Origin of the sequence: Sulfitobacter sp. EhC04, assembly GCF_001650875.1 — a bacterium.
Lineage (GTDB): Bacteria > Pseudomonadota > Alphaproteobacteria > Rhodobacterales > Rhodobacteraceae > Sulfitobacter.
This window is the reverse complement of sequence record NZ_LXYI01000020.1, coordinates 1-20,339: the sequence shown is the minus strand read 5'-3', so window position 1 is coordinate 20,339 and position 20,339 is coordinate 1. Positions and strand designations below refer to the sequence as shown.

Below are 20,339 nucleotides of genomic sequence, written 5' to 3'. Positions count from 1 at the left end.
CCCGAGGTGCGCGCCGAGGACGACCCGGACGCGGCTTTGATCGCATGGCTGGACCATGAGGAGGCCCTATTCCGACGGTTGGAGCGCAAGGTAGTGTCTTCGCGGATCGAGGCCGGGTTCGTGGATGACAAAGGCACGGACGTTGACGGCTTCATCAGCTTTTCACTGAGCGTCCAGAACCGGCGCAAATCCCGCATGGGGCATTCACTGGAGAACCATCTAGCGGCTGTTCTCAGAGTGCACGACATTCGCCACGTTCGGGGCGCGGTGACGGAACACCGGCACAAGCCGGATTTTCTGTTTCCCGATCTGGAGACCTACCAGGCAGCACCGATCGAAGGCGATTCCCGCCTGACCATGCTGGGTGCTAAATCCACGTGCAAGGATCGCTGGCGGCAAGTTCTGGCGGAGGCCGAAAAGATCAGCCACAAGCACCTTCTGACACTGGAGCCGGGAATTTCAGAACCTCAGACGGACCAGATGAAAGCATCCAGCCTTCAGCTCGTGGTCCCTGCCCCTGTTCACCGCAGCTACACCGAAGCACAACGCGGCTGGCTTTGGTCTGTAGGGGACTTTATCGGCGAGGTCAGAACGCGACAGGGGTAGCCATAGCAACGCCCATAGCATTCGCGCTTCGCCCCCTGCCTGATGCTCTACTCAAATGAATTTTTGAGTAACTGAGTGTCCTGCTCATCACTCACTTTCTTGCGGATGAATACCGGGCATTAGTTCACACCAAACTTGTCGCACCTCAAATACTCAGTTACACCTTTGAGTAAATACACAAATGAGGCAGAGCAATGAGCATAATTTCCGTCCTGAACCCAAAAGGTGGCAGCGGCAAGACCACCATCAGCACCAATCTCGCCAGATCGCTGCACGAGCTGGGATACTCGGTTCTGATGGTGGACAGCGATCCACAAGGCAGTGCGCGTGACTGGCATGCAGCGAGTGAAGATAATCCCATCGAGCTAGTCGCGCTGGACCGTCCCAACAACGTCAAGACGCTGACCAGTATGGCAGCAAACTACGACTACGTGGTAATCGACGGTGCGGCAAAACTAGAAGACATGATCGCCGCCTGCATCAAAGTCAGCGATTTCGTTCTGATCCCCGTTCAACCATCGCCATACGACATTTGGGCCGCGTCGGACTTGGTGGATTTCATCAAGGCTCGCCAAGAGGTCACGGATGGATCGCCGCGTGCCGGGTTTGTGGTCTCCCGCGTCGTGGAAGGAACCCGGCTGGGCAGTGACGTGCGAACCGCACTGGACGACTACGCCTTGCCTGTCTGTGAGACGACCATAACACAACGCCAAGTCTATCCTCAGACGGCATCGGAAGGGCTGACCGTATTCGACGCCGACAATGCGAAGGCGAGAGCGGAGACCACGGCGCTGAGCAACGAGATACTGGCAGTGCTTACTACCGCGACACGGGAGGTCGCGTGATGGCCCTTTCCGCTAAACGTCCAAGCCGTGGCGACGAGGCCCGCAAACGCATCCTGCACGAAGTCACCGAGACGACTGAGAAGAAGAAGCGCCTGAATGCCGAGATCGAAGAGGCACTTTATCGCAAAATCAAGATTAAGGCGGTCGAGGAGGGCCGGTCAATCTCCGACATCACCCGTGATCTTTGGTCTGAGTACTTGAGCAAATGAGTGTTTGAGTAATTACTCTACCAGCCGTTGCGACCGCGTTTCTTGAACCAGCTCTTGCAGAAACCGAGGAACGCGGCGTCCGGGTTCCTCGGTGGCTCTTTCTGTCTGGCGGCGTAGGTCCGCCACTCTCCGACCAGAACCTTGATGTCCCATGTCGGAGCCAGTTCCCGCGCCCGTTCCAGTGTATCAGGCGAGAGAGGCATGACATAGCCGCCGGTCAGTCTGTCCTGTTCTGGTTTGGGCGCATAGTTCTCCAGAAATTCAGGTTTGGGCGTTACCGTGAGGATGTCTGCTTCCATTCGGAAGGCATAGTCCGGCATGTGGTTATGTTCCCCGTCAGCCTTACAGATTGCTTTGACGAGCCGCCGAAATTCCTTATCGGAAGACGTGGAGCCGGTTCGGTCCTTCAGCTTGTCCAGACCGCATTTCCATTCTGGTTGCGTCCCGCATTGCTTGCGTGCCAGCTCATACAGACGGCGTTCCAGAGGCTTACGAAGCTGAAAGTAGCGACGATTGAGCGTGAGAACGTCATCCCCGGCAATGGCGTTAAAGACCCAATCGGAAAGGGTAACTTCTAGATCGAGCATCCGGCCATCGCGGGTTTCGCGAACAATGCGATAGCGGTCTATCAGGCTAAAGCCGTCAATCTGTTCAACACCGCCCGTTGTGATGTTCGTCTCGATCTGCGTCCCTTGGAGACGTTCGAGCGCGGCTTTCAGACCGCTGTAACCGGTTCCTGCAACTGGGCGGTTTGTTGCGACAAGTAGGTCGTACGCCTTGAACCGAAGGGTTCTGTGGACCTGTTTTCCGTCATTCAGAGCCGCCATTACTTGGGAAATACAGTAGATCAGCACGTCACGGTCGTGGACAGTTGCCAAGCCGATCATGTTGGGCCTGATTTCAACGTAGCTCTTTCCATCGGTAGCCACATAGCGTCGTTTTTTGGTGTCAGGCTTGGTCGAGAGGGTGAAGATTGGATGCGCCATCGACGCCATGTCGCCCTTAGGCGCTGCGTCGAAAATATCGCAAACGAAAAAATCTCCCTGTGCGTGTCGCAAAGGGAGAAGAGGCGTCCGATCCGGTTTCGTAATTTCACCCACCATGCCACTACTATTCGTAATTTCACACACCAAGGCAAGGGGTTCGTAGTATCACCCACCACGCAGACTTTCGTAAGATCACACACCACCTTTCGTAAGATCACACACTCTTTATCGTAATATCACCCACCGGAAGCTCAAAATAGACCAGATTAAAGCATATTTTTCAATAACCTAGATGGGCGCGCGATTCGCGTAACACAGACTCTAACACATATATAACACCCAGCTCGCTGAGCTAAGCCCACCGCAAGCGCAGGATTTCTCGTCACCTCTGATAGAACACACACGCATCGACACCCGTGGTTGTCGTGGTCCATGCCGCCCCGAGGACAGCGCATGTGGACGCGTTGCTGGCCAAGAAACGAGGAAGCGTCACCGTCAGCACCAAGGCCAAAACCAATGCACCCAGACCAAACCAGGGTAGGCGGCTTTTGAGGCGATCCGCTTTCTGTTCCCGTTCGAACACCGCTCGATAGGCTGTGGACCTGTCATCTTCCGATTTGGCCAAGGCCCCGATGGTCTTGTCCGTCTGGACGCCAAGGCGTCTGACAATCTCTGTCATTGCGTCTGCGGTTGCGCCCAGGTGGCTATCGAGTGTCTGGCCAAGAAGATCGCCGTATTTTTTCGGGTTGGTCTGGTCTCGTGCGGCGAAGGCTGCGATCCGCGCTTCCGTCGCGACCTTGATCTGCTTGTCCGCCACGGCGGTCAGATCGTCGATCCTGTCGGACATGCTGGCGACGGCTGTGGCCATGAGATCGAGCGTTTCGCGCAGATCATCGTCGGAGAGGGCAGGGAAGTCGGGTTGGTCTGGCATCGGGAGGCGTCCTTCGGATTACTGGTCCTGCGGGACGAACAGCCCCTTGAACTCGGGATCGGCGTAATAGCGCAGCTTTTGCGCGACGGCTGTGGCTTGCCCTTGAACGCGCAGGAGCTGGTTTTCCGGACGGAGCTGCATGATTTCATCTGGGGTGAGCAGATCGCGGCCCGTGAGGTTATTCGAGAAGCTGGGGCCGTCACCGGGCTTAAAGCTGTCGGTCTGGAATCCGGCAGTTTCCTGGCCGATTGTCTGGCTCAGCCACTTGGCTGTCTCGAAGTCATTCACCCCGAAGACCTGCTGCACCCCGGCATTGGCAATGAAGGTGCCCGCGCGTTCGCCGTAGAGGTCCTTGAGCTGGCTCATGTCCTGCAGGATCGGCCAGAGCTGAAGCCCGTAGCCCGCCATCAGCCCCATGGCGCGCTCCACGGCCTCCAGACGACCCAGGGCCGCAAACTCATCCAGCAGGAACAGCGTGGGCGTCTTGAGGCGCTGTGTGCCCCCCTGAGCGCCTGCAGGGCCGCTCTGGGGCCTCACGGACGCCTCAGCGTCCCGCGCGATGTCCTGGAGTGCCTGAGAAACCAGAAGGCGCAGCCAGCGGCTGTAGGCATCCATCCGGTTGGGCGGCAGGACCAGGAACACCGAGGTGATCCGGTGGCGCAGATCGGCGAAGGCGAAGTCCGACCGCGCCAGGCATCTGGCGATCCGAGGACTGTCCAGGAAATGCGTGTGCCGCTGCGCATTCGAAAGCACCGAGGCCGCTTCCCGATCCGCCTTGCCGAGGAAGCGGTTGGCGGCGCGGGCGATCAGCCCGCCTGCCTCCTCGCTGTCCTGCATCAGCTCCAGCAGCGCGCGCAGCTTTTCCGGGGGCAGGGTGAGATATTCCCGGACGGTGGCGAGGGACCGGCGGTCGCGATCCTCATGGCAGACGCAGAACATGATCAGCCCGCCGAGGATAGCCTTGGCTTCTTCGTTCCAGTGCGCTTCCGTGACCTGTCCCGGCGGGTCCATGACCAGCGCCTCTGTCAGGGAGGCCGCATCCTCGCCCAGATCGAGACTGTCCGGCGTCAGCCGGTCGAGCGGATTGTAGACGGCAGAGGGCATCCCCGAGACCTCAAACGGATCGAGGACATGGACCATCCCGAACCGCCGCCGCGCTTCCCCGGCGATCCGGGCATTCTCGCCCTTGGGGTCGATGACCAGGACCGAGCGTTCCGCCGCCAGCAGGTTCGGGATGACGGTGCCGACGCCTTTCCCGGCTCGTGTCGGGGCGAGGGTGATCAGATGGGCGGGACCGTCATAGCGCAGCAGCCGTCCGGTGTGCGGGTTGCGCCCGATCAGGAGACCGTCTTCCCGCTGGAGCTTCTTCAGCTCCTTGCGGTTGGCGAAGCGGGCCGAACCGTGGCTGTCGCCGGTCAGTCCGAAGAAGGCGTCCGCGCCAGAGGCCATGCGCCAATACTGGAACCCGAAGATACCACCGACAAAAATGAACGGGCCGAAGACCAGCCAATGCCATGCGCTTTCGCCGGGTGGCTGGTCGAAGAAGGCGAAGACGAACGGCGTGGCCACGAGTGCTCCGATCATCGCGCCAAACACGACAGCGCCGATCATCCAGCCCAACAGGATGGGCGTGAAGATCAATCGACCGAAGAACCGGAACAGCCCTCCGAAGACGAGCATCACGCCCCGCATCAGGACGGCGTTTCCGGATCAGAGCTGGACGAGGCAGGGGAGGGCGTCCCCCAGTCAGCGAAGGCCTTGCGATCCTGTTCGCGGGGCAGGTTGCGGATCAGCCGGTCGAGCATCGCGGCAGCCCCGGAATCCCGCTCCGCCAGATCGAGGAGCGCCCCGCCCAGGATCACCTTGCGCCGCGTGTCGAGTTTGCGCTGTCTGGTGGCTTCCCGGTTCTTCAGTGCCTGAAGTCGGGCCTTGGCCTGGGCGTAGCGTTTCTCGGCACGTTCAAGCTCAGTCTCCGCCAATGTGCGTCTCCATCTTTGAAAAGAGCAGGTGGACAGGTTGGTCTTGTCAGATCGAGCGATAGCGCTTACCCGTAGGCCTGTAAAGGACAAGGGCGCACTTATGCAAACTCTCCACCTGGGGTTCCGAGATTTGCGTGCGATCTCTCTGGGGCAAAGCCCCGGCCGATGGCCATCCCCTTCGCTGCGTGCCGCCGCGACATGGAAGGGCGCGCCGCCCCTTCCAAACCATCCCAGTCCAACCTTTGCGGTTGGATCGCGTCCCGCAATGTCGCGCCAGCGTCTCGCCCGATGCCCCACGGCGGGGGCCGGTCTGCCGCTGGCGTCTCCCCTGCGGGAAGTTCGTGTCGGTGCGAGCGCGCACCCCGGCAGACCTGACGGTGCCGACACGAACCGGGTTTGCCCCCGGCAAACCGCCAGTGAACTGTCCCCATATCCCGCCCCCCATGAGGCTGGGGATTTGGGGGCAGGTCACTGGCAAGCCCGCGCGTCGGAGAGCCGTTGGCTCGCCTCAAGCGGGCTGTCTTTTCCCCTCAGATCGCGCTGGTTTGGGGCGCGATCCTGCGAAGAAAAGACGGCTGACCCGATTGCCAATGTCAGGACACCGGCACGGATCAGCCCCGGCGCCTGGTCGCGTTTGCATCACAGGCGAGGGGAGGGCGCATGGCCAGCTACCACCTCTCCGTGAAGACGATCAAACGCAGCGCCGGGCGCTCTGCCACAGCGGCAGCGGCCTACCGTGTCGGGGAGCGCATCGAGTGCCAGCGAGAAGGCCGCGTCCACGATTACACCCGCAAGCAGGGGATCGAGGAGACCTTCATTCTTGCGCCAAAGGACGCCCCAGACTGGGCGCAGGACCGGTCCCGCCTCTGGAACGAGGCCGAGGCCAGCGAGACCCGCCGCAACTCCGTCACCGCCCGCGAATGGGAGCTGGCGCTGCCGTCCGAGATCAGCGCCGAGGCCCGCTCGCAGATCACCCGCGACTTCGCCCAGGAACTGGTCAGCCGCTACGGCGTGGCCGTCGATGTGGCGATCCATGCGCCCCACCGCGAAGGTGATCAGCGCAATCACCACGCCCATGTTCTGACGTCCACCCGCAAGCTGGAAGCCGGGGGCTTCACCGCCAAGACACGGGTTCTCGATTCCGCCAAAACCGGTGGTGTCGAGATCGAGCAGATGCGCGGCCTCTGGGCCGAGCTGCAGAACCGCGCGCTGGAGCGCGTCGGGGAGGTCGAGCGCGTCGATCACCGGTCGCTTGAAAAGCAGCGCGAGACGGCGCTGGATCGTGGCGACAAGCTGTCCGCCGAGGAACTGGACCGCGACCCGGAGCTGAAGCTGGGGCCAGCGGCCAATTCCATGGAGCGGCGCGCCAAGGTGATGGCCGAGCGTCAAGGCCGGGAATATGTCCCAGTCACCGAACGGGGCGCTGTCGTCCATGCCGCCCGCCAGGCGCGCGCCGCTTTCCGCGAAATGCGTGAGCGGCTGGATATCGCGCGGGAGACCTACGGCATCGAGCGCGAGGCGGGGCAGGGCCGCGTTTCTGCCGGTCTGGCGGCGCTCAGGGCCGCAGCCGCGAAAGATCGCGGTGAACGCAACCCGGAGGATTTCCGGGAGCGGTTGTCGCAGGTCGTGGGCCGGTCACGGGACCAGGACGACACGCCAAAGCCGGAAGGTCGCAATTACGCGCGCGAGCGGCTGAAGGAGATCATGGAGAAGGACGCCGGGCGCGACGGCCAGGCGGCGGTTCACAAGCTGGACGGGTTCAGCGAAAATGACCTCGGCGCGGATGCCGCGAGACCGTCACGGACCACGGCCCAGCGTCAAAGGCAGGACCGTTCCGAGGACATCGAGCGCGAGGAGCGCAAGCCGTCTGTCAACGAGCGGCTGAAGGACGTTTTGAACAAGCCGCGCGAGCGGCTGGAACCGGACAACGACCGCGAGCAGGAGCGCGATGACAACGAGAATGAAAGCACGCGGGACAGGGATCGTGGTGAAGGTCACAGCCTGTGACGTGATCTGACAGGACAAACAGAGGAGACCGAAAGATGGATGAAGTATTCAACGTGGGCAAAACGTTGCTGCTGGATGGGCAGCCCATGTCCTTGGTGACGCCCGCAGGCGTCGAGGCTTGGATCGATCAAGGGATCAAGTACAGCTATCGCTACGACCAAGTGCGCGATCCGCTCGATGGCAAGATGAAATACCGCTGCATCTATGAGAAACAAGGTGCGGATGTGCCGTTCGTGCTGGTCAACAGTCCGAGCAGCAGCGACGGGCGTGTGATCCTGTTCGATCAGAAGCCGGACGCGCAGCCTCTGACTCTGTGATCTCGGGCCACTGATACATACCGAGGCGGTGACGCCGCGACCGCCCCTCTTGGACTGGATCGAGGCCTAGTTACAGCGCGGCAGACTCAAGAGGTTATTCGGTTCGGCTCCATCGGCCTCGGTTTTCAGGTATTTCTTTCCATTCCGCGTAGCGATGATGACCCAGACCGAGTTGCCATTTACGCTGGTCCAGAAGCGCCAAGTGCCGTCTTCGATACCTTTGATGGCAACATCGAGCTTAATGCACCAAGGACCACCACTCTTGGAACCAGTGGCTCCGCCGATGCTGTCAATACGCCGGTCAGAGTCCGCGCCGTCTGGGATAATACAGGTGATCTGATGATCCTGTGGCATGAGGTAATATCCTTCTTTTTATGACATTCAAGGATGCCAGGTTGAAACGGACCCGCAGAGGCAGATGCTATCTGCGAGCCCTGATGTTGTAGGGTCATAGGCTTAGCAATCAGGGAGATTGTCCAAGTTGTTGCTCGACGATTTATCGGCGGTCGAGCGAAGGTATTTGCCAGTCGCTCCGTTCACCACGGTGATGTCGACACGAGACGTGCCAGCCTGCTGGACGTAGTAGGTATGCGTGCCGTTTTCGATATCGCGGATCGCGTCAGCCTTCAGCCGTGGGGACCATGCCTCGCCTGATTTGCAAAGCTTGGTGATGTCGCCGTCCTTGTCTTTTCCCGACGCGGTAACTTTTCTGTCAGCCATCTTTTCGTGCTCCGTATTGGTTTACATAAGTATAGCGAATGCTACACTTGTGATCAGATATAGTGATCGCTATACTTCTGTCAACCCGCGAACGGAGAGAATTTTGCATGTCAGAAAAATTTGGCGAAAAGCTCAGAAGAATCCGGACTTCCAAGAACATGACGCAGGAGGAGCTGGCGACGGTCCTAGGGTCATCAAAGGCGTATGTCTGGCAGCTCGAAAACAAGAAGAATGCCAAGCCGTCCGCTGAGTTGCTGCTAAAGATCGCAAATCATTTTGGGGCCTCGCCAGAGTTCTTCCTGGACGATACGCAAGACGAGCCTTCTGACCGACAAATCGAGGATGCCTTTTTCAGAAAATTCCATAAGCTATCTGAGAATGACAAGCGCACGATTGAGAGGATAGTTTCAGGTTTTGACGACGAAGATTAGCAGCCCTCCGATGAAAGAGGCCAACCGTCTTACAAGGCTCTGGCAGGACCACGGTCCAAACACTTACCCACTGGATATTTCAAAGCTCATTGATGGCGCACTTCAGAACAGCGATTTTGTCGGCGAATTGAAAACCAAGATAGGCAGCTATGACTCCTTCGAAGGGTGTCTTGTTAAAACAAAGAACACCGACAAGTGGACGATTTTGCTGAACTCGGAAATCGAGAACAAGCGGCGTCAACGGTTCACATATGCCCATGAGTTGGGACACTTCATGTGCCATCGGGGTTTGCGGGATCGTTTCGAAGACAGCGATGATACCCTGAACGATTTCAGGGATAAGATAGAAACCGAGGCCAACGTGTTTGCGTCGTGGCTACTTATGCCTGCAAACCTTCTCAGAGATGAGTTTAGCGGGATTGGCTGGAATACGAATTCCCTATGCGAGATAGGAAACCGTTTCGAGTGCTCACTCCAGGCGAGTGCTTTGCGGTTTGTCGGGCTGTCCAGCAAGCCAGTTGCATTTATCGTGTCGCGCGATGGAATGGTTGTTTGGGGCAGTAAAAGCAAATCAGCTCCGTACATATCAGCGTTTTGCTTTGGAGATGAACTACCCAAAGCCTCCCACGCTCTCACAGCCCACCTCAATGGTGAATCCTGCACATTGCCGCAGGATTCCGGCTTTGCTTGGAATGAGTTTCGAAGCGCGAATGAGAGCCAGTACTTCGATTATTCCGGGCGGGGGTATCAGTACACATGCATTGAGTTTGTCGGATAAGTTGATGAACCCCAATGATAAATCAGCCATAGAAATTGTGTGACCCCGGCAGTGTGCCGGTCTCTCTTTGAGCGATAGACAGGGCAGGGGATCGACGGACTGACGCCCGCTCACCCCAACCCTGACAGTTTCCAAATCCAGTTGATCCGCCTGCCATCCCGGCAGGTCCGAGAAAACCGGCAAGCGCCGCCTGCGGCGTCGGTTCCGGTCGAGAATTCCGGTTCCTCCCACGCGCAGGCGCGCGGTTCCCTCCCAAATTCACGCCCTCCACCCGGTTGTCACGGCCCCGCCAGGCCGCAGGACGGGCTTTGCCCTTACCTGCTCTGCCCTTCGGAATGCATGGGCATTCCAAAGATCAGAACAGGAAGGCCCGCCCATTGGCGGAAAGGGACACAGACCCGGCCCGCGTCACTCAAAGGAGGGTCACAAATGACCGGAGAGAAGTTTGACGTTTATTCCCATGTCACCAACCAGATCATCGCGCAGATCGAGGCGGGAACGCCGCCCTGGCGCAAGCCATGGACCGGCGGAGGGACAGGGGTCAGCTTGCCGGAACGGTTCAACGGCGAAGCCTATCGGGGAATCAACATCCTGATGCTTTGGGCAACCGCGATGGCCAAGGACTACAGCTCAGCCCGCTGGATGACGTTCAATCAGGCCAAGCAGCTTGAGGGCCATGTCCGCAAGGGCGAGAAATCCGCCACGGTCGTGAAATACGGCACCGTCGAGCGTGAGGACGAGAACGGCGAGGAACGCCAGATCCCCTATGCCAAGGCCTATCGCGTGTTTAACGCCGACCAGATCGAGGGTTTGCCCGCAGAATTCTACATCTTGCCCGATCCGCCCCGTGATCTTGGCACCGTGGCCGATCCCGAGCTGGAAGCGTTTTTTGCCGCGACCGGCGCGCAGATCGATGTGACCGAGGAGCCGCGCGCCTACTACAACATCAAGAGCGACCGCATCCACATGCCGCCGATCGGGACATTCCACCGGGCCGCAGGATATTACGGCACCTTGGCGCATGAGCTGACTCACTGGACAGGGGCGACAAAGCGGCTTGACCGCTTGGGCCGGTTCAATGAACGCAAGGCCTACGCGTTCGAGGAGCTGGTCGCGGAAATCGGAAACTGCATGCTTTGTGCGCAGATCGGGGTGGAGCCTGAATTCGACCAGAGCGCGGCCTATATCGAAGGATGGCTTGAGGCGATGAAGGCAGACAGCCGTGCGATATTCCGCGCCGCGTCGGAGGCCCAGAAGGCCGTGGATTACATCATGACCCGTACCGCGCAGGCCGACCGGATGGCCGCCGAGTAACAGCCCGCACCGCCGAGATAATCGAGGCCCCCGTCAGCAGGCGGGGGCCTTTTTGCGTTGTGGTATGATCCTGGGCGTGGGCGGTTTCAGGGTGACCTGTCGGCGGGCAACCTAACGGTCACCCGCCGACAGGCCCGGCGCTTCGCGCGGACGGACATATAATGCCCGAAATCGCCGGTTGGGGGGCTACTGCAGACCTCCACTCATAAGCTGACCACTGTCCGGAGAGCGGGACAAAGCGGGCCTTCGCTGCACCGTGCACCAAAGGCTGCTATCACCACGACGTCACATAGGAGCGATTGGCGTGTTCTGACCCGCTGCAAGCCACCATTGCCCGCTTCTTCGGACAAGAACATAGAGTGCCATCTCGGAAAACGCTCCGGCATCCGCCGGATCGAGAGCCACTCCGCTCGCGTCGAGCGCCGCACGCCGCACATGGGCTACCACCACATCAGCGGCGACCTTGCGCGCCGCGACGATCTCGTAGCGTGAAGGCCCGGCGACGTTATCCGACAGGAGCTGTCCATGGATTGCGTGTAATTCTTCGTAACCGAGCAACGTGCCTCCGTTTGGATTGCCCCACATCACATCCAGCGCGAAGTGCCGATTATAAACTTCGGCGTTCCCTTGGTCGATGCCTTCCTGTAGCTCCGCGATGAGGCTTTCTGCTGCAGCCTTCGCTCTGTCGAGATGATCGCTGCCAAGTCGGGGCCGGTCCTGGTTGCCGTCAGAAGAAACACGCAGCGTGGCGAGCGCGCCGCACCATGCGACCAACTTGTCTACCATGGTGTCGAGTGCAGCAGCTTTGCGGTCATTCGCAGACACGACACCATCCGCAAAATCGCTCAGCGATAGACCAACGGACGGGCCGACGTGTGCGATACCAAGTTCGCTCAGGATTCCGCGCAGATGCTCCACCGCCCGAACGCCATTATCGACACCGTAACTGACGAAGGCGGCGGCCTTGTCCTGCCACTCTACATACAGATGATCGAGCGCATTCTTAAGCGGCGCGGGAATTGAGTGGTTGTACTCCGGCACAACGAAGATGAACCCGTCATATCCCGCAACGGCCTCCGACCAGGCGCGCGTCGTTTCCTGTTCATAGGGCGGGCCGAAAACAGCGGGTTTCGGTTCGGAAAGGAGCGGAAGGTTGATTTCAGCGAGATCGACCAGCGCAAAGCTGGCGTCGCGGCTTGATGCGTTCTCCAAGACCCATTCCCCGACATGGCGCCCCTTGCGGGTTGGTCGGGTCGAGCTAACCACGATCGCGATCTTCATCATCACATCCTCCATTTCATTGGGTTGCCAACGATTGGATTGCCAACTAGTATCTCCCTATGAAGTTGTCAATGCAAGGTGCCGCGCCGACGCGGCGTTTATGGAACCGCCCCACATGGTTGCTCAACCATCTTGCGGGAAGCGGGCGGCGTGTTCTGGGGGATCAGGTCGGGCCTGCCTTTGAGCGCAACAAATACGGTATCCTCGCTGCGCTCGCTGACGGGGGCGCTGCCAGCCAGAGCGCTCTTTCATCGCGCACCGGGCAGGACCGGGGAGACCTTGTCGCCATGCTCGACAAACTCGAAGCCGAGGGCCTTGTTACTCGAACACCCGATCCATCCGACCGTCGCAACAAGCGCGTCGAGATGACGAAACTAGGCTTTTCCGAGTTAAAACGGCTCGACAAGCTCGTGGCCGAGGCGCAGGATATTTTGCTCGCGCCCTTAACCCAAGATGAGCGCGCAGAATTCTTGAGGTTGATGAAGTCTCTACTTATTCATCACGAGAATTATCAGGATCCAGGTTGACTGAAAGCCAGCATGAAGCTGTCATTCATACACGCCGCAGTACTCATCAAATTGGCTCAGAGCCAGATTTCGCCGCGATCTGCACCAATGACCGATGTTGGACAAAAACCTATTGCCACAACTGCCCTGACAAAAACGGTCGTTTCCGCCGGTCCGCCCTGCCCGACGGCAGATCAACCGCTTAGTTGTGGCAAAAACCCCCGGCGAAATCTTTGCAGTTCTGGCAGGTTTTTGTCACAGTGAGTCATGATCATTGGATACGCCCGCGTCAGCACTGACGACCAGAACCTAGATGCCCAGACTGACGCACTTACGGCGGCAGGGGCTGGAAAATTGTTTGCTGACAAGATCAGCGGATCGAAGCGCGAACGGCCGGAGCTGGACAGGATGCTGGACCAGCTCCGTGACGGCGATGTGGTGACTGTCACCAAATACGACCGCCTGGCCCGGTCCCTCAAAGACCTTCTGGAGATCGTGGAGGCCATCGGCAAGCAAGGTGCCGGATTCCGATCCCTAGCCGAGGACATCGACACCACGACGCCGGCAGGCCGTCTCGTGTTTCACGTCTTCGCATCTATCGCCCAGTTCGAGCGCGAACGGATATCAGAGCGGACAAAAGAAGGGTTGGCGTCAGCTCGTAAGCGAGGACGCATCGGGGGCAGGCCCCCTGCCCTTTCAACTGCTCAGAAGATCGAGGTGCAGCGAATGAGAGATCAGGAGCACCGGGCGGTCCCGGAGATCGCGCGGCTCTTCAAGGTCAGCGAGAGGACGGTGCGTAGGGCCTAAGGAACTGTTTTTGCTGAGGCTTGCGCCAGCACGTTCTGAACAAAACGTACCGAATATGTCTGGGCCGATAATGACATCATCAGGAACGTGACGATCAAAATGATACCGAAGGTGACGGCAATTTTTGCATCTTGGGAGACCCAATAGACAACTGGGGTAAGGATAAACAGAAACAGGAACGCCATAGTCGCGCAATCACGGGCCGCAAGATAGGACCTGTGAGCATCATCCACCCCGGCGCTTCCATCGACCGATTTGTAAATACGATAGAAAAGCCGTCCTTGGTCCGCTTCCTCAATGGGTAACACACCGTGGTCAGACGCAAGTTTCACCAAATCAACCCTTTGGTCGTTGGGGCCGATTTTGGAGAACGCTTTGCTGCCCGGTAGTGGGTTCTTGATCCTCCAATGAACAATTTGATCACGAAGCCGAGGTGGCAGAAACCCCAAAAGCCAAAGCTTGGTGATCGAAAGAACAACCAGACCAAAACTCGCAGGGCCAAGTGTATCACTGAACCGGGCCGCCAATGAATCCCATGAGTCTGCGTCAATAGCAGGCATGCCATAGCAAAAACCAAAAAAGAGTATTCCGACCAGAAGGATAAAGCCCCTTAGAAGCCACGCATTCTGATCTTTAAGTGTCTTGTCGCTCATCAAATGCTCCGTGAAATAGCATGCAGTCGCGTTGGAGTCGCAATCAACAACACAGAAGGCGGCGGTCGTCCTTTGGCCAAGTCCGCCGCTGTCGTCCAGTCAAGTGATGATGGGCCAACTTCCACGACGTGAGAATGCCATGTTCCAAGGTCTAGAAGCTTCTCGCCACTCTCTTGGAAACGTCTCTCAATAGCTTTCTTCAGCCCCTTTTTCCCCAAGACAAACTTCGCGGCTGATCGTTCACTGTCTTCAGGTGCAGGGATAGTATCAACAACGCAAATTGTTCTGAGGCGAGCGCTGCATGTGCCGACAATTACGCCGCCGGTCTCAATGCCGGGGCAAGCTTCCATTTCGGTGCGAATCCGTTCCAACACGGCTTTGGATACTCTTAGCGTCCACTCATCTGAGCCTGCTATCGGAATAACTTCGAAGGCTGGCACGGTCCAGGTCGCCCATTTCGTATTCAATCTGTCCGAACCGTTTCGGAACCCAAAAACAATTTTTCCCTCGTTCGTACTGCTTCCATTTAGCTCCAATAGTTCTTCGACCATGGTTGCGGTCAGGGTGCTCAGGCGCATGTCTGACATCGGCATTGAAGCGGAGTGGCAACCCTGTCCGATCTGTACTTCAGTAAGACCGAATTCCCTGTCATGGAGCAGCTTGAAGGCTGCCGGTGAAATTTTTTCTGAATGGAATGAAGCCATAAGATCGCAAAGGTTCGGATTTCCCTCCGGCGCTTCAAGTAACATTATTCCGGCCTCCCCGTGCCCAAACAGCGCAATTTCCGATATTCTTGCCTTTCGGAATTTTGGTTTCCACCGACACAGCGCCTCACGAACACCAAGAGAAGCGGTCGTGTTAAGGATCAGCTGGGTTTTTGGAGGGACGATTGTCTTCCTTCCATCATCGGTCGACAATCCCGTTAGGATATCAGCAGCATAGGTCAGGGGAGTCTGATCAAGTGTCGCAAGTTCCTTTGCGATCTCATTTGCCTTTTGTCCCCCCAGATCATCGCGCACCAAGGCATGTCTCGCCATGTTGTGAGCGCCGAAGTAGTCACTGTCACTTACGCTGGTAATCGTTCCGCCAGTCCGTGCCAGATGGAACGCGGCTTTGGATCCCACGCTACCACAGCCCAGTATGGCGGTTCGTGGCGGCATCTTAGTTCCGCTTACGGAACACAGGAGCTCTTTGCTGATGGCATCAATCTGAGCCGCAGGATACGCCTTTGAGGAACCACCACCTTCCAAGATGCTCTTTCGTTCATCTGACGGAAAAATCTCGAAGATGTATGGTATCAGTTCGATATCGGTTTCCATGCCTGCAAGCTTGAACGGACGTCGAACGCAGAAGATCAAGCCTACTGGAACCCTTTGATTCAGGTAGGCCTTGTCAAAATAGCTTGAAATGTTGGTGAGCAGGCTCTGGATCGAAGCGTGACATCCGAGTTGATCCGAACGGGCAAGAATATCCGAAAAATTTTCTATATCCTCGGCGTAGTGCCCACTCTCAAGCCTCGGTTTGCCAGTTGGAAGTTTTGGTGGTGAAACAACTGCAACAACAGTGTTGCCAGAGGAGTAATCCCCAGTCGCCCTCGCCGTGAAGATATCTGTCTTGTCTTTCTTTAATGGAACTTTGTTTGCATCAGCACTCAGAAAAAACTGTGGCTCGTCAGCTTTGCTCGACTTGAGATATCTTCCAGACAATATTGAAATACCACCGCTGGGCCTGACGAGCTGGCGGCAGTAGGCAGCGTTCAGAGTGATTGAGTTCGACACTCCGGCACGAAGCACCGGCTCCCAGCCGTGTGCCGCATTGTTGAGTTGACCAGTCGCAGCCTTCTCAAGCCATGCGACCAGCTGATCGATGAGTTGGAGCAGCCCGTTTTCATGCAGGTCGAACTGCCGGAAGAACTCATCCTGATGACCATCAACCAGGCAGGGCTGTGGTGGGAACGATTTGCCGATGGGTTGGAGATGCGGAAGATTTCGGGGAAAATCATCGCGCAGATTAAATCTTGGGGACTTCCAAGGATAATTCTGCGGCAGTTTCGCCGTTACTGGTTCCTTGGTTTTTACACCGTTCGGACTCTGGCCCTTCGCCTTCATCGGCAAGGGCATCTCTACATTCACCAGAATCTGGATTTCAGGTTCGCCACTTGAATCAGAGACGACTCGCCCATCACAAACTTCAGGATGAATGAGCAGTATTTGAACAATCGCCTCTGCGAGTTCAGCGCTTGTTTTTCCCGGCACTGTTGACCCTACCCATGCGGCCGGGCCTGAGCGGCGGTTGCTCCAATCCCAAGGCTTTTTGTCGCGATGGCGGCCGCCTTCCCACTCCGTCTCTTCACTGTGTCGGAAATAATGAATTCGAGCGGCTGCGCGCTCTTGTCCCACTCTTCGTCGGTGCAATAGAAACGGGTTTCGGCGTCGCCACCCATAGAGATGTACTCTTCTTTCGCCCGGTGGTGTGGGGGGTTGTCAGCATCGGCTTTGATCGCCTTGGAGCTCGCCACGATGACTGATCCGTCCCGCCCCTGCGACAGTGCGGAGCGGGCGTCCTCGTCAACCTTGGCGTCGTTTCCCTTTTCTTTCCAACTGTCAAAACTCAGGCTTCGCCACGAGCAGTGGTGCGGTGTCTGAAGTATATCATACTCCAGCCAGTCCAGATGATCGTCTTTGTGCTTATTCCAGAGGCGCTTCCAGATTTCGACCTCGGCATCTCCACCAGTCAGGAGGAAACACTTTCCATGGTCATCACCGATGTGGAGCGAGAAGCGGAGTATCACCGACGAACGGTTTTTCACCAGCGTTTCACGGTCTTCATCGTCGGTCGCAGGAAGCGGTCCAAGCAATCGGGCGCTGAAGCCACCACCACCGCCGACGCGGTTTGACTGCGAAATCTCGGTATCGATCTTGGCGACAATACCTGGGATGTCGTCGGTTTTCCCATCGCGATCTTCACCCAGGATCATAATGCGCTCACCGTCCATAACTGTGAGTCCTACTTCGCGATAGCGCTGTACCCGCCGTTTTGCTTCCTTGTTCCAGGCCTTCGCATCGTCGCACAGCGTGTTGGCGCGGCTGGCACGCCGGAACACCGTTGGCGAAGACCACATTTCGCGAATGATAATTTTATCGTCGTCCTCGGACCAATTATCGAGCGGCCCCAAATGAAAATGGTTTTGCAGGCCCGTAACATGGTCTTGATCAGGATGGGTCAAACAGAAGGTATCGACATAAAGACGCCCCTGTTCATCGCGCCCGCGATTTTCCAAGCGCTTTCTTAGCTGTGATCCGACATCGGGTTTGTCATCGTCCTCATCATCCGCAGCACCTCGGATGTTGATGTCGATGAGAATGCATTGGTCGTTGTCCAGCTCGATGAGACTCATGTCACCATTGGAAACGGGAAAGAAAATTACGTTCGCTGACATGGCTGACTCAATTCGCTATTGGGAATAGTTGCCAACCTTTGCAGGATAACAACATCGGGGTGTGTGGTAGGAGATGTGTACTATATCTGGATGTTCAAGTATTTGTGAAGATTCTTCCGCGATCCGGAACGATTGCTTAACACGCGCAGGAACAAAGTGCGAACAATTTTCGAAACCCCTTCCCAAATCCGCTGGGGCAAATTATGACATGTTGTCAATAACCGACACAGAAACAGGGGCAGGCACATGAACGCGCATCCACGGACAGAATTTGCAGAATTGATAGAGCGGGCCGGTCTCGACATCGACACGGCGGCAGAGCTTCTGGACGTGAGCCCCCGGACAGTCCGGCGTCATATCAACGGCGAAGGCAAGCGGATCGACCAGCTACGCCTTGAGAAGCTGCGCCAGACCGCCGACGCGCGTTGCACAGGCGTACGGCCCGAAGGTTTCAGGTTCATTGACCTCTTTGCCGGAATCGGGGGGCTGCGCCTTCCATTCGAGGCCATCGGCGGGCAGTGCGTTTTCACAGCGGAATGGGATCGGTTCAGCCGGGAGACCTACAACGCCAACTTCCCCGAGCCTGCCAACAGCGAACATGTTTTTGCCGAGGACGTGCGCCCCTATGCGGACGCACCCGAGAAAATTCCAGCCCATGACGTGCTTCTGGCCGGTTTCCCGTGCCAGCCGTTTTCCATTGCAGGCGTGAGCAAGAAGAACGCCCTTGGCCGTCCGCATGGCTTTCTGTGCGATACGCAGGGAACGCTTTTCTACGATCTTGCCAAGATCATCGCCCACCACAAGCCCCCCGCCTTCCTGCTGGAGAATGTGAAGAACCTTGAGCGCCATGACGGCGGCAAGACCTTCGCCACGATCATCCATGTTCTGGAAAAGGAGCTGGGCTATCGGGTATTCCACAACGTCATCAGCTCGACGCCTTGGGTGCCGCAGAAGCGCGAGCGCATCTTTATTGTCGGCTTCAAGGATCACAGCATCGAGTTTGACTTCGATCAGCTCGCCGTGCCGGAAGGCGACGGCCCGAGGCTGGGGTCGATCCTCGATAGGAAGGTCGATCCGAAATACACCCTCACCGAACACATGTGGACCTATCTTCAAGGCTACAAGGAAAAGCACCGCAAGGCCGGTAACGGTTTCGGGTTTTCGCTCTTTGGCCCCAATGATGTAGCCCGCACCCTGTCGGCCCGCTATTACAAGGACGGCTCAGAAATCCTGATCGCACAGAAGGGCGACCGGCCACGCCGCCTGACACCGCGCGAGTGTGCCCGCCTGATGGGGTTCGAGAAGCCCGGGCGGACAGACTGGAAAATTCCGGTGTCCGACACGCAGGGCTATCGCCAGTTCGGAAACGCCGTTGTCGTGCCTGTTGTCAGCGCCGTTGCACAGCTCATGCAGCCACGCATCCTGGACGCGATGGAGCTGGACGGACGCGAAGTCCCCCAAACCGTGCAGGTTCAACTCCCCCTGCCCGCACCGGGTATCGCGGCGGAGTAATGCCTGCGGATACCGTCACGCCCGCAACACGAAGCCGGATGATGGCGGCGGTCAAGGGCAAGAACACCAAACCCGAGCTGATAGTCCGATCCGCGCTGCACAGGCGCGGATTCCGCTTTCGAATGCACCGCAAGGACCTGCCCGGCAAGCCCGATCTCGTGTTCACAGGCAGGAGCGCAGTCATCTTTGTTCACGGGTGCTTCTGGCACGGCCACGATTGCCATCTGTTCCGCTGGCCAAAGAGCCGCGAAGATTTCTGGCGCGACAAGATCGCAAAGAACATCGAGCGCGACCGGAGGCAGTATCACACGCTGGCCGAAACTGGCTGGCGCATCGGGGTAGTTTGGGAGTGCGCCCTGAAGGGCAAGACCCGCCTACCCTTCGACAGCGTTGCCGATCAATGCGCCATGTGGTTGAAATCGGATATAAAAATACTGGAGGTAAGAGGCGATGAAGCGCGGGCAACTGTCTGACTATTTTGAAGGTGTCGGGGTCAAGCGTTTGTCTGCCGTCGATGCCGAGCCTAAGACGTCCAACCAGCATGAGGTCGGAACCACGAAGATGATGCGGGACGACTTTCTGGGCGAGACCCATCAGCAGAAGTTCCCTGCGATCTATATCTGGCTAGGCGGTGATCAGGAGGGCTTCACCGAGGAGAGCTGGGCCACCCACTACGACGCGCGGATCAACAAGCCCCGTGCCGCCGAGTGGCGGCTCTATTACCCCTCGAACCCTGTCACGGAGGCCATGCGCGAAGGCGACACCCTGTTTCTCGCCAAGGACCAGAGCGGCGTCCTGTGGTTCATCGTGGCCCCGGAAGGGTCCACCAGCGAGCAACAACTCTTCTGGCTGTTCGGATTGCGTCCAGAGGGTAAATCGTTCGTGTCGCGGGAATTTTCCGACGCGGAGCCAGAGCTGGACTTCGCCGCGCGCTTTATCCTGGACGAGATTGGTGTCGAGTTCGAGGAGCCGGAAGCCGACAAGCTGGACAGCATCATAGAGAAGTTCGGCATGACCT

General features: G+C 57.9%; 22 protein-coding genes and 1 pseudogene. 13 read left to right on the top strand and 10 right to left on the bottom strand.

All coding sequences use genetic code 11. The features are described from left to right. From A8B82_RS10155 to A8B82_RS10145, 3 genes are all read left to right on the top strand, one after another. Positions 1–606 (top strand): type II restriction endonuclease (locus tag A8B82_RS10155; protein ID WP_268873804.1); only part of this gene is annotated, 606 nt, incomplete at its 5' end. A gap of 194 nt (positions 607–800) precedes the next feature. Beyond that, positions 801–1,451: a ParA family partition ATPase gene (gene parA / locus A8B82_RS10150; RefSeq protein WP_067291623.1), complete on the top strand. Its 651-nt coding sequence runs from the start codon at positions 801–803 to the stop codon at positions 1,449–1,451. Further along, positions 1,451–1,660 (top strand): plasmid partition protein ParG, encoded by a 210-nt coding sequence (locus tag A8B82_RS10145; RefSeq protein ID WP_067291621.1) that lies wholly within the window; start codon positions 1,451–1,453, stop codon positions 1,658–1,660. The genes parA and A8B82_RS10145 overlap by 1 nt, the downstream gene beginning before the upstream one ends. A 17-nt stretch (positions 1,661–1,677) precedes the next feature. On the opposite strand, the gene A8B82_RS10140 is transcribed toward A8B82_RS10145, so the two are convergent. The 4 genes from A8B82_RS10140 to A8B82_RS10125 all read right to left on the bottom strand — a co-directional run bounded on the left by A8B82_RS10140 (position 1,678) and on the right by A8B82_RS10125 (position 5,556). After that, the gene (locus A8B82_RS10140) at positions 1,678–2,763 is read right to left on the bottom strand and encodes a replication initiator protein A (RefSeq protein ID WP_067291618.1); all 1,086 of its coding nucleotides are present in this window, start codon (positions 2,761–2,763) and stop codon (positions 1,678–1,680) included. A gap of 265 nt (positions 2,764–3,028) precedes the next feature. Next, a complete protein-coding gene (locus tag A8B82_RS10135; protein WP_067291616.1) occupies positions 3,029–3,577 on the bottom strand; it encodes a hypothetical protein in 549 nt (182 codons plus the stop codon). 18 nt (positions 3,578–3,595) lie between these two features. Next, the gene (locus A8B82_RS10130) at positions 3,596–5,257 is read right to left on the bottom strand and encodes a type IV secretory system conjugative DNA transfer family protein (RefSeq protein ID WP_235604663.1); all 1,662 of its coding nucleotides are present in this window, start codon (positions 5,255–5,257) and stop codon (positions 3,596–3,598) included. Positions 5,258–5,268: 11 nt separating this feature from the next. Continuing rightward, positions 5,269–5,556, bottom strand: coding sequence for a mobilization protein (locus tag A8B82_RS10125; RefSeq protein ID WP_067291610.1), 288 nt, complete (start codon positions 5,554–5,556; stop codon positions 5,269–5,271). A 660-nt stretch (positions 5,557–6,216) separates the two neighbouring features. Here A8B82_RS10125 and mobQ point away from each other — a divergent pair. Further along, complete coding sequence (mobQ, locus tag A8B82_RS10120) at positions 6,217–7,563, top strand: MobQ family relaxase (RefSeq protein ID WP_067291608.1); 1,347 nt, start codon at positions 6,217–6,219, stop codon at positions 7,561–7,563. Positions 7,564–7,598: 35 nt separating this feature from the next. Then, positions 7,599–7,880 (top strand): hypothetical protein, encoded by a 282-nt coding sequence (locus tag A8B82_RS10115; protein ID WP_067291605.1) that lies wholly within the window; start codon positions 7,599–7,601, stop codon positions 7,878–7,880. 66 nt (positions 7,881–7,946) lie between these two features. On the opposite strand, the gene A8B82_RS10110 is transcribed toward A8B82_RS10115, so the two are convergent. Further along, on the bottom strand, positions 7,947–8,234 hold the full coding sequence (locus tag A8B82_RS10110; RefSeq protein ID WP_050527150.1) for a DUF3892 domain-containing protein: 288 nt from the start codon (positions 8,232–8,234) through the stop codon (positions 7,947–7,949). Between the two features lie 102 nt (positions 8,235–8,336). Next, positions 8,337–8,600 (bottom strand): DUF3892 domain-containing protein, encoded by a 264-nt coding sequence (locus tag A8B82_RS10105; RefSeq protein ID WP_050527149.1) that lies wholly within the window; start codon positions 8,598–8,600, stop codon positions 8,337–8,339. 107 nt (positions 8,601–8,707) lie between these two features. Here A8B82_RS10105 and A8B82_RS10100 point away from each other — a divergent pair, with 107 nt between their 5' ends. From A8B82_RS10100 to A8B82_RS10090, 3 genes are all read left to right on the top strand, one after another. After that, positions 8,708–9,031, top strand: a complete 324-nt coding sequence (locus tag A8B82_RS10100) for a helix-turn-helix domain-containing protein (protein ID WP_067291602.1) — start codon at positions 8,708–8,710, stop codon at positions 9,029–9,031. Positions 9,032–9,041: 10 nt separating this feature from the next. Next, positions 9,042–9,809, top strand: a complete 768-nt coding sequence (locus A8B82_RS10095) for an ImmA/IrrE family metallo-endopeptidase (RefSeq protein ID WP_067291600.1) — start codon at positions 9,042–9,044, stop codon at positions 9,807–9,809. Positions 9,810–10,238: 429 nt separating this feature from the next. Further along, entirely contained in the window at positions 10,239–11,123 is an 885-nt protein-coding gene (locus A8B82_RS10090) for an ArdC family protein (RefSeq protein WP_067291597.1), read from the top strand. 285 nt (positions 11,124–11,408) lie between these two features. On the opposite strand, the gene A8B82_RS24185 is transcribed toward A8B82_RS10090, so the two are convergent. Beyond that, on the bottom strand, positions 11,409–12,407 hold the full coding sequence (locus A8B82_RS24185; protein ID WP_082899233.1) for an NADPH-dependent FMN reductase: 999 nt from the start codon (positions 12,405–12,407) through the stop codon (positions 11,409–11,411). 68 nt (positions 12,408–12,475) lie between these two features. Between A8B82_RS24185 and A8B82_RS10080 the strand changes: the two genes are divergently transcribed. Together A8B82_RS10080 and A8B82_RS10075 are read left to right on the top strand one after the other, a co-directional pair. Next, complete coding sequence (locus A8B82_RS10080; RefSeq protein WP_067291593.1) at positions 12,476–12,931, top strand: MarR family winged helix-turn-helix transcriptional regulator; 456 nt, start codon at positions 12,476–12,478, stop codon at positions 12,929–12,931. A 246-nt stretch (positions 12,932–13,177) separates the two neighbouring features. Further along, positions 13,178–13,717, top strand: coding sequence for a recombinase family protein (locus A8B82_RS10075; protein WP_067291590.1), 540 nt, complete (start codon positions 13,178–13,180; stop codon positions 13,715–13,717). Here the strand turns inward: A8B82_RS10075 and A8B82_RS10070 are convergent. The 3 genes from A8B82_RS10070 to A8B82_RS10055 are packed head-to-tail and all read right to left on the bottom strand — an operon-like array spanning position 13,714 to position 17,809. Continuing rightward, positions 13,714–14,370, bottom strand: a complete 657-nt coding sequence (locus A8B82_RS10070) for a hypothetical protein (RefSeq protein WP_067291588.1) — start codon at positions 14,368–14,370, stop codon at positions 13,714–13,716. The genes A8B82_RS10075 and A8B82_RS10070 overlap by 4 nt on opposite strands. After that, entirely contained in the window at positions 14,370–16,625 is a 2,256-nt protein-coding gene (locus tag A8B82_RS23945; RefSeq protein ID WP_161489445.1) for a Mov34/MPN/PAD-1 family protein, read from the bottom strand. Before A8B82_RS23945 ends, A8B82_RS10070 begins: the two co-directional genes overlap by 1 nt. Before the next feature lie 8 nt (positions 16,626–16,633). Then, positions 16,634–17,809 carry a hypothetical protein gene (locus A8B82_RS10055; RefSeq protein ID WP_067291581.1) on the bottom strand — a complete coding sequence of 392 codons (1,176 nt, stop codon included), beginning with the start codon at positions 17,807–17,809 and terminating at the stop codon, positions 16,634–16,636. A gap of 246 nt (positions 17,810–18,055) precedes the next feature. Here A8B82_RS10055 and dcm point away from each other — a divergent pair, with 246 nt between their 5' ends. From dcm to A8B82_RS10040, 3 genes and pseudogenes are all read left to right on the top strand, one after another. Further along, positions 18,056–19,321: a DNA (cytosine-5-)-methyltransferase gene (gene dcm / locus A8B82_RS10050; RefSeq protein ID WP_067291579.1), complete on the top strand. Its 1,266-nt coding sequence runs from the start codon at positions 18,056–18,058 to the stop codon at positions 19,319–19,321. Then, on the top strand, positions 19,321–19,794 hold the full coding sequence (locus A8B82_RS10045) for a very short patch repair endonuclease (RefSeq protein ID WP_067291576.1): 474 nt from the start codon (positions 19,321–19,323) through the stop codon (positions 19,792–19,794). Before dcm ends, A8B82_RS10045 begins: the two co-directional genes overlap by 1 nt. Positions 19,795–19,882: 88 nt before the next feature. Next, a pseudogene (locus tag A8B82_RS10040) lies at positions 19,883–20,339 on the top strand (type II restriction endonuclease); the annotation flags it as partial.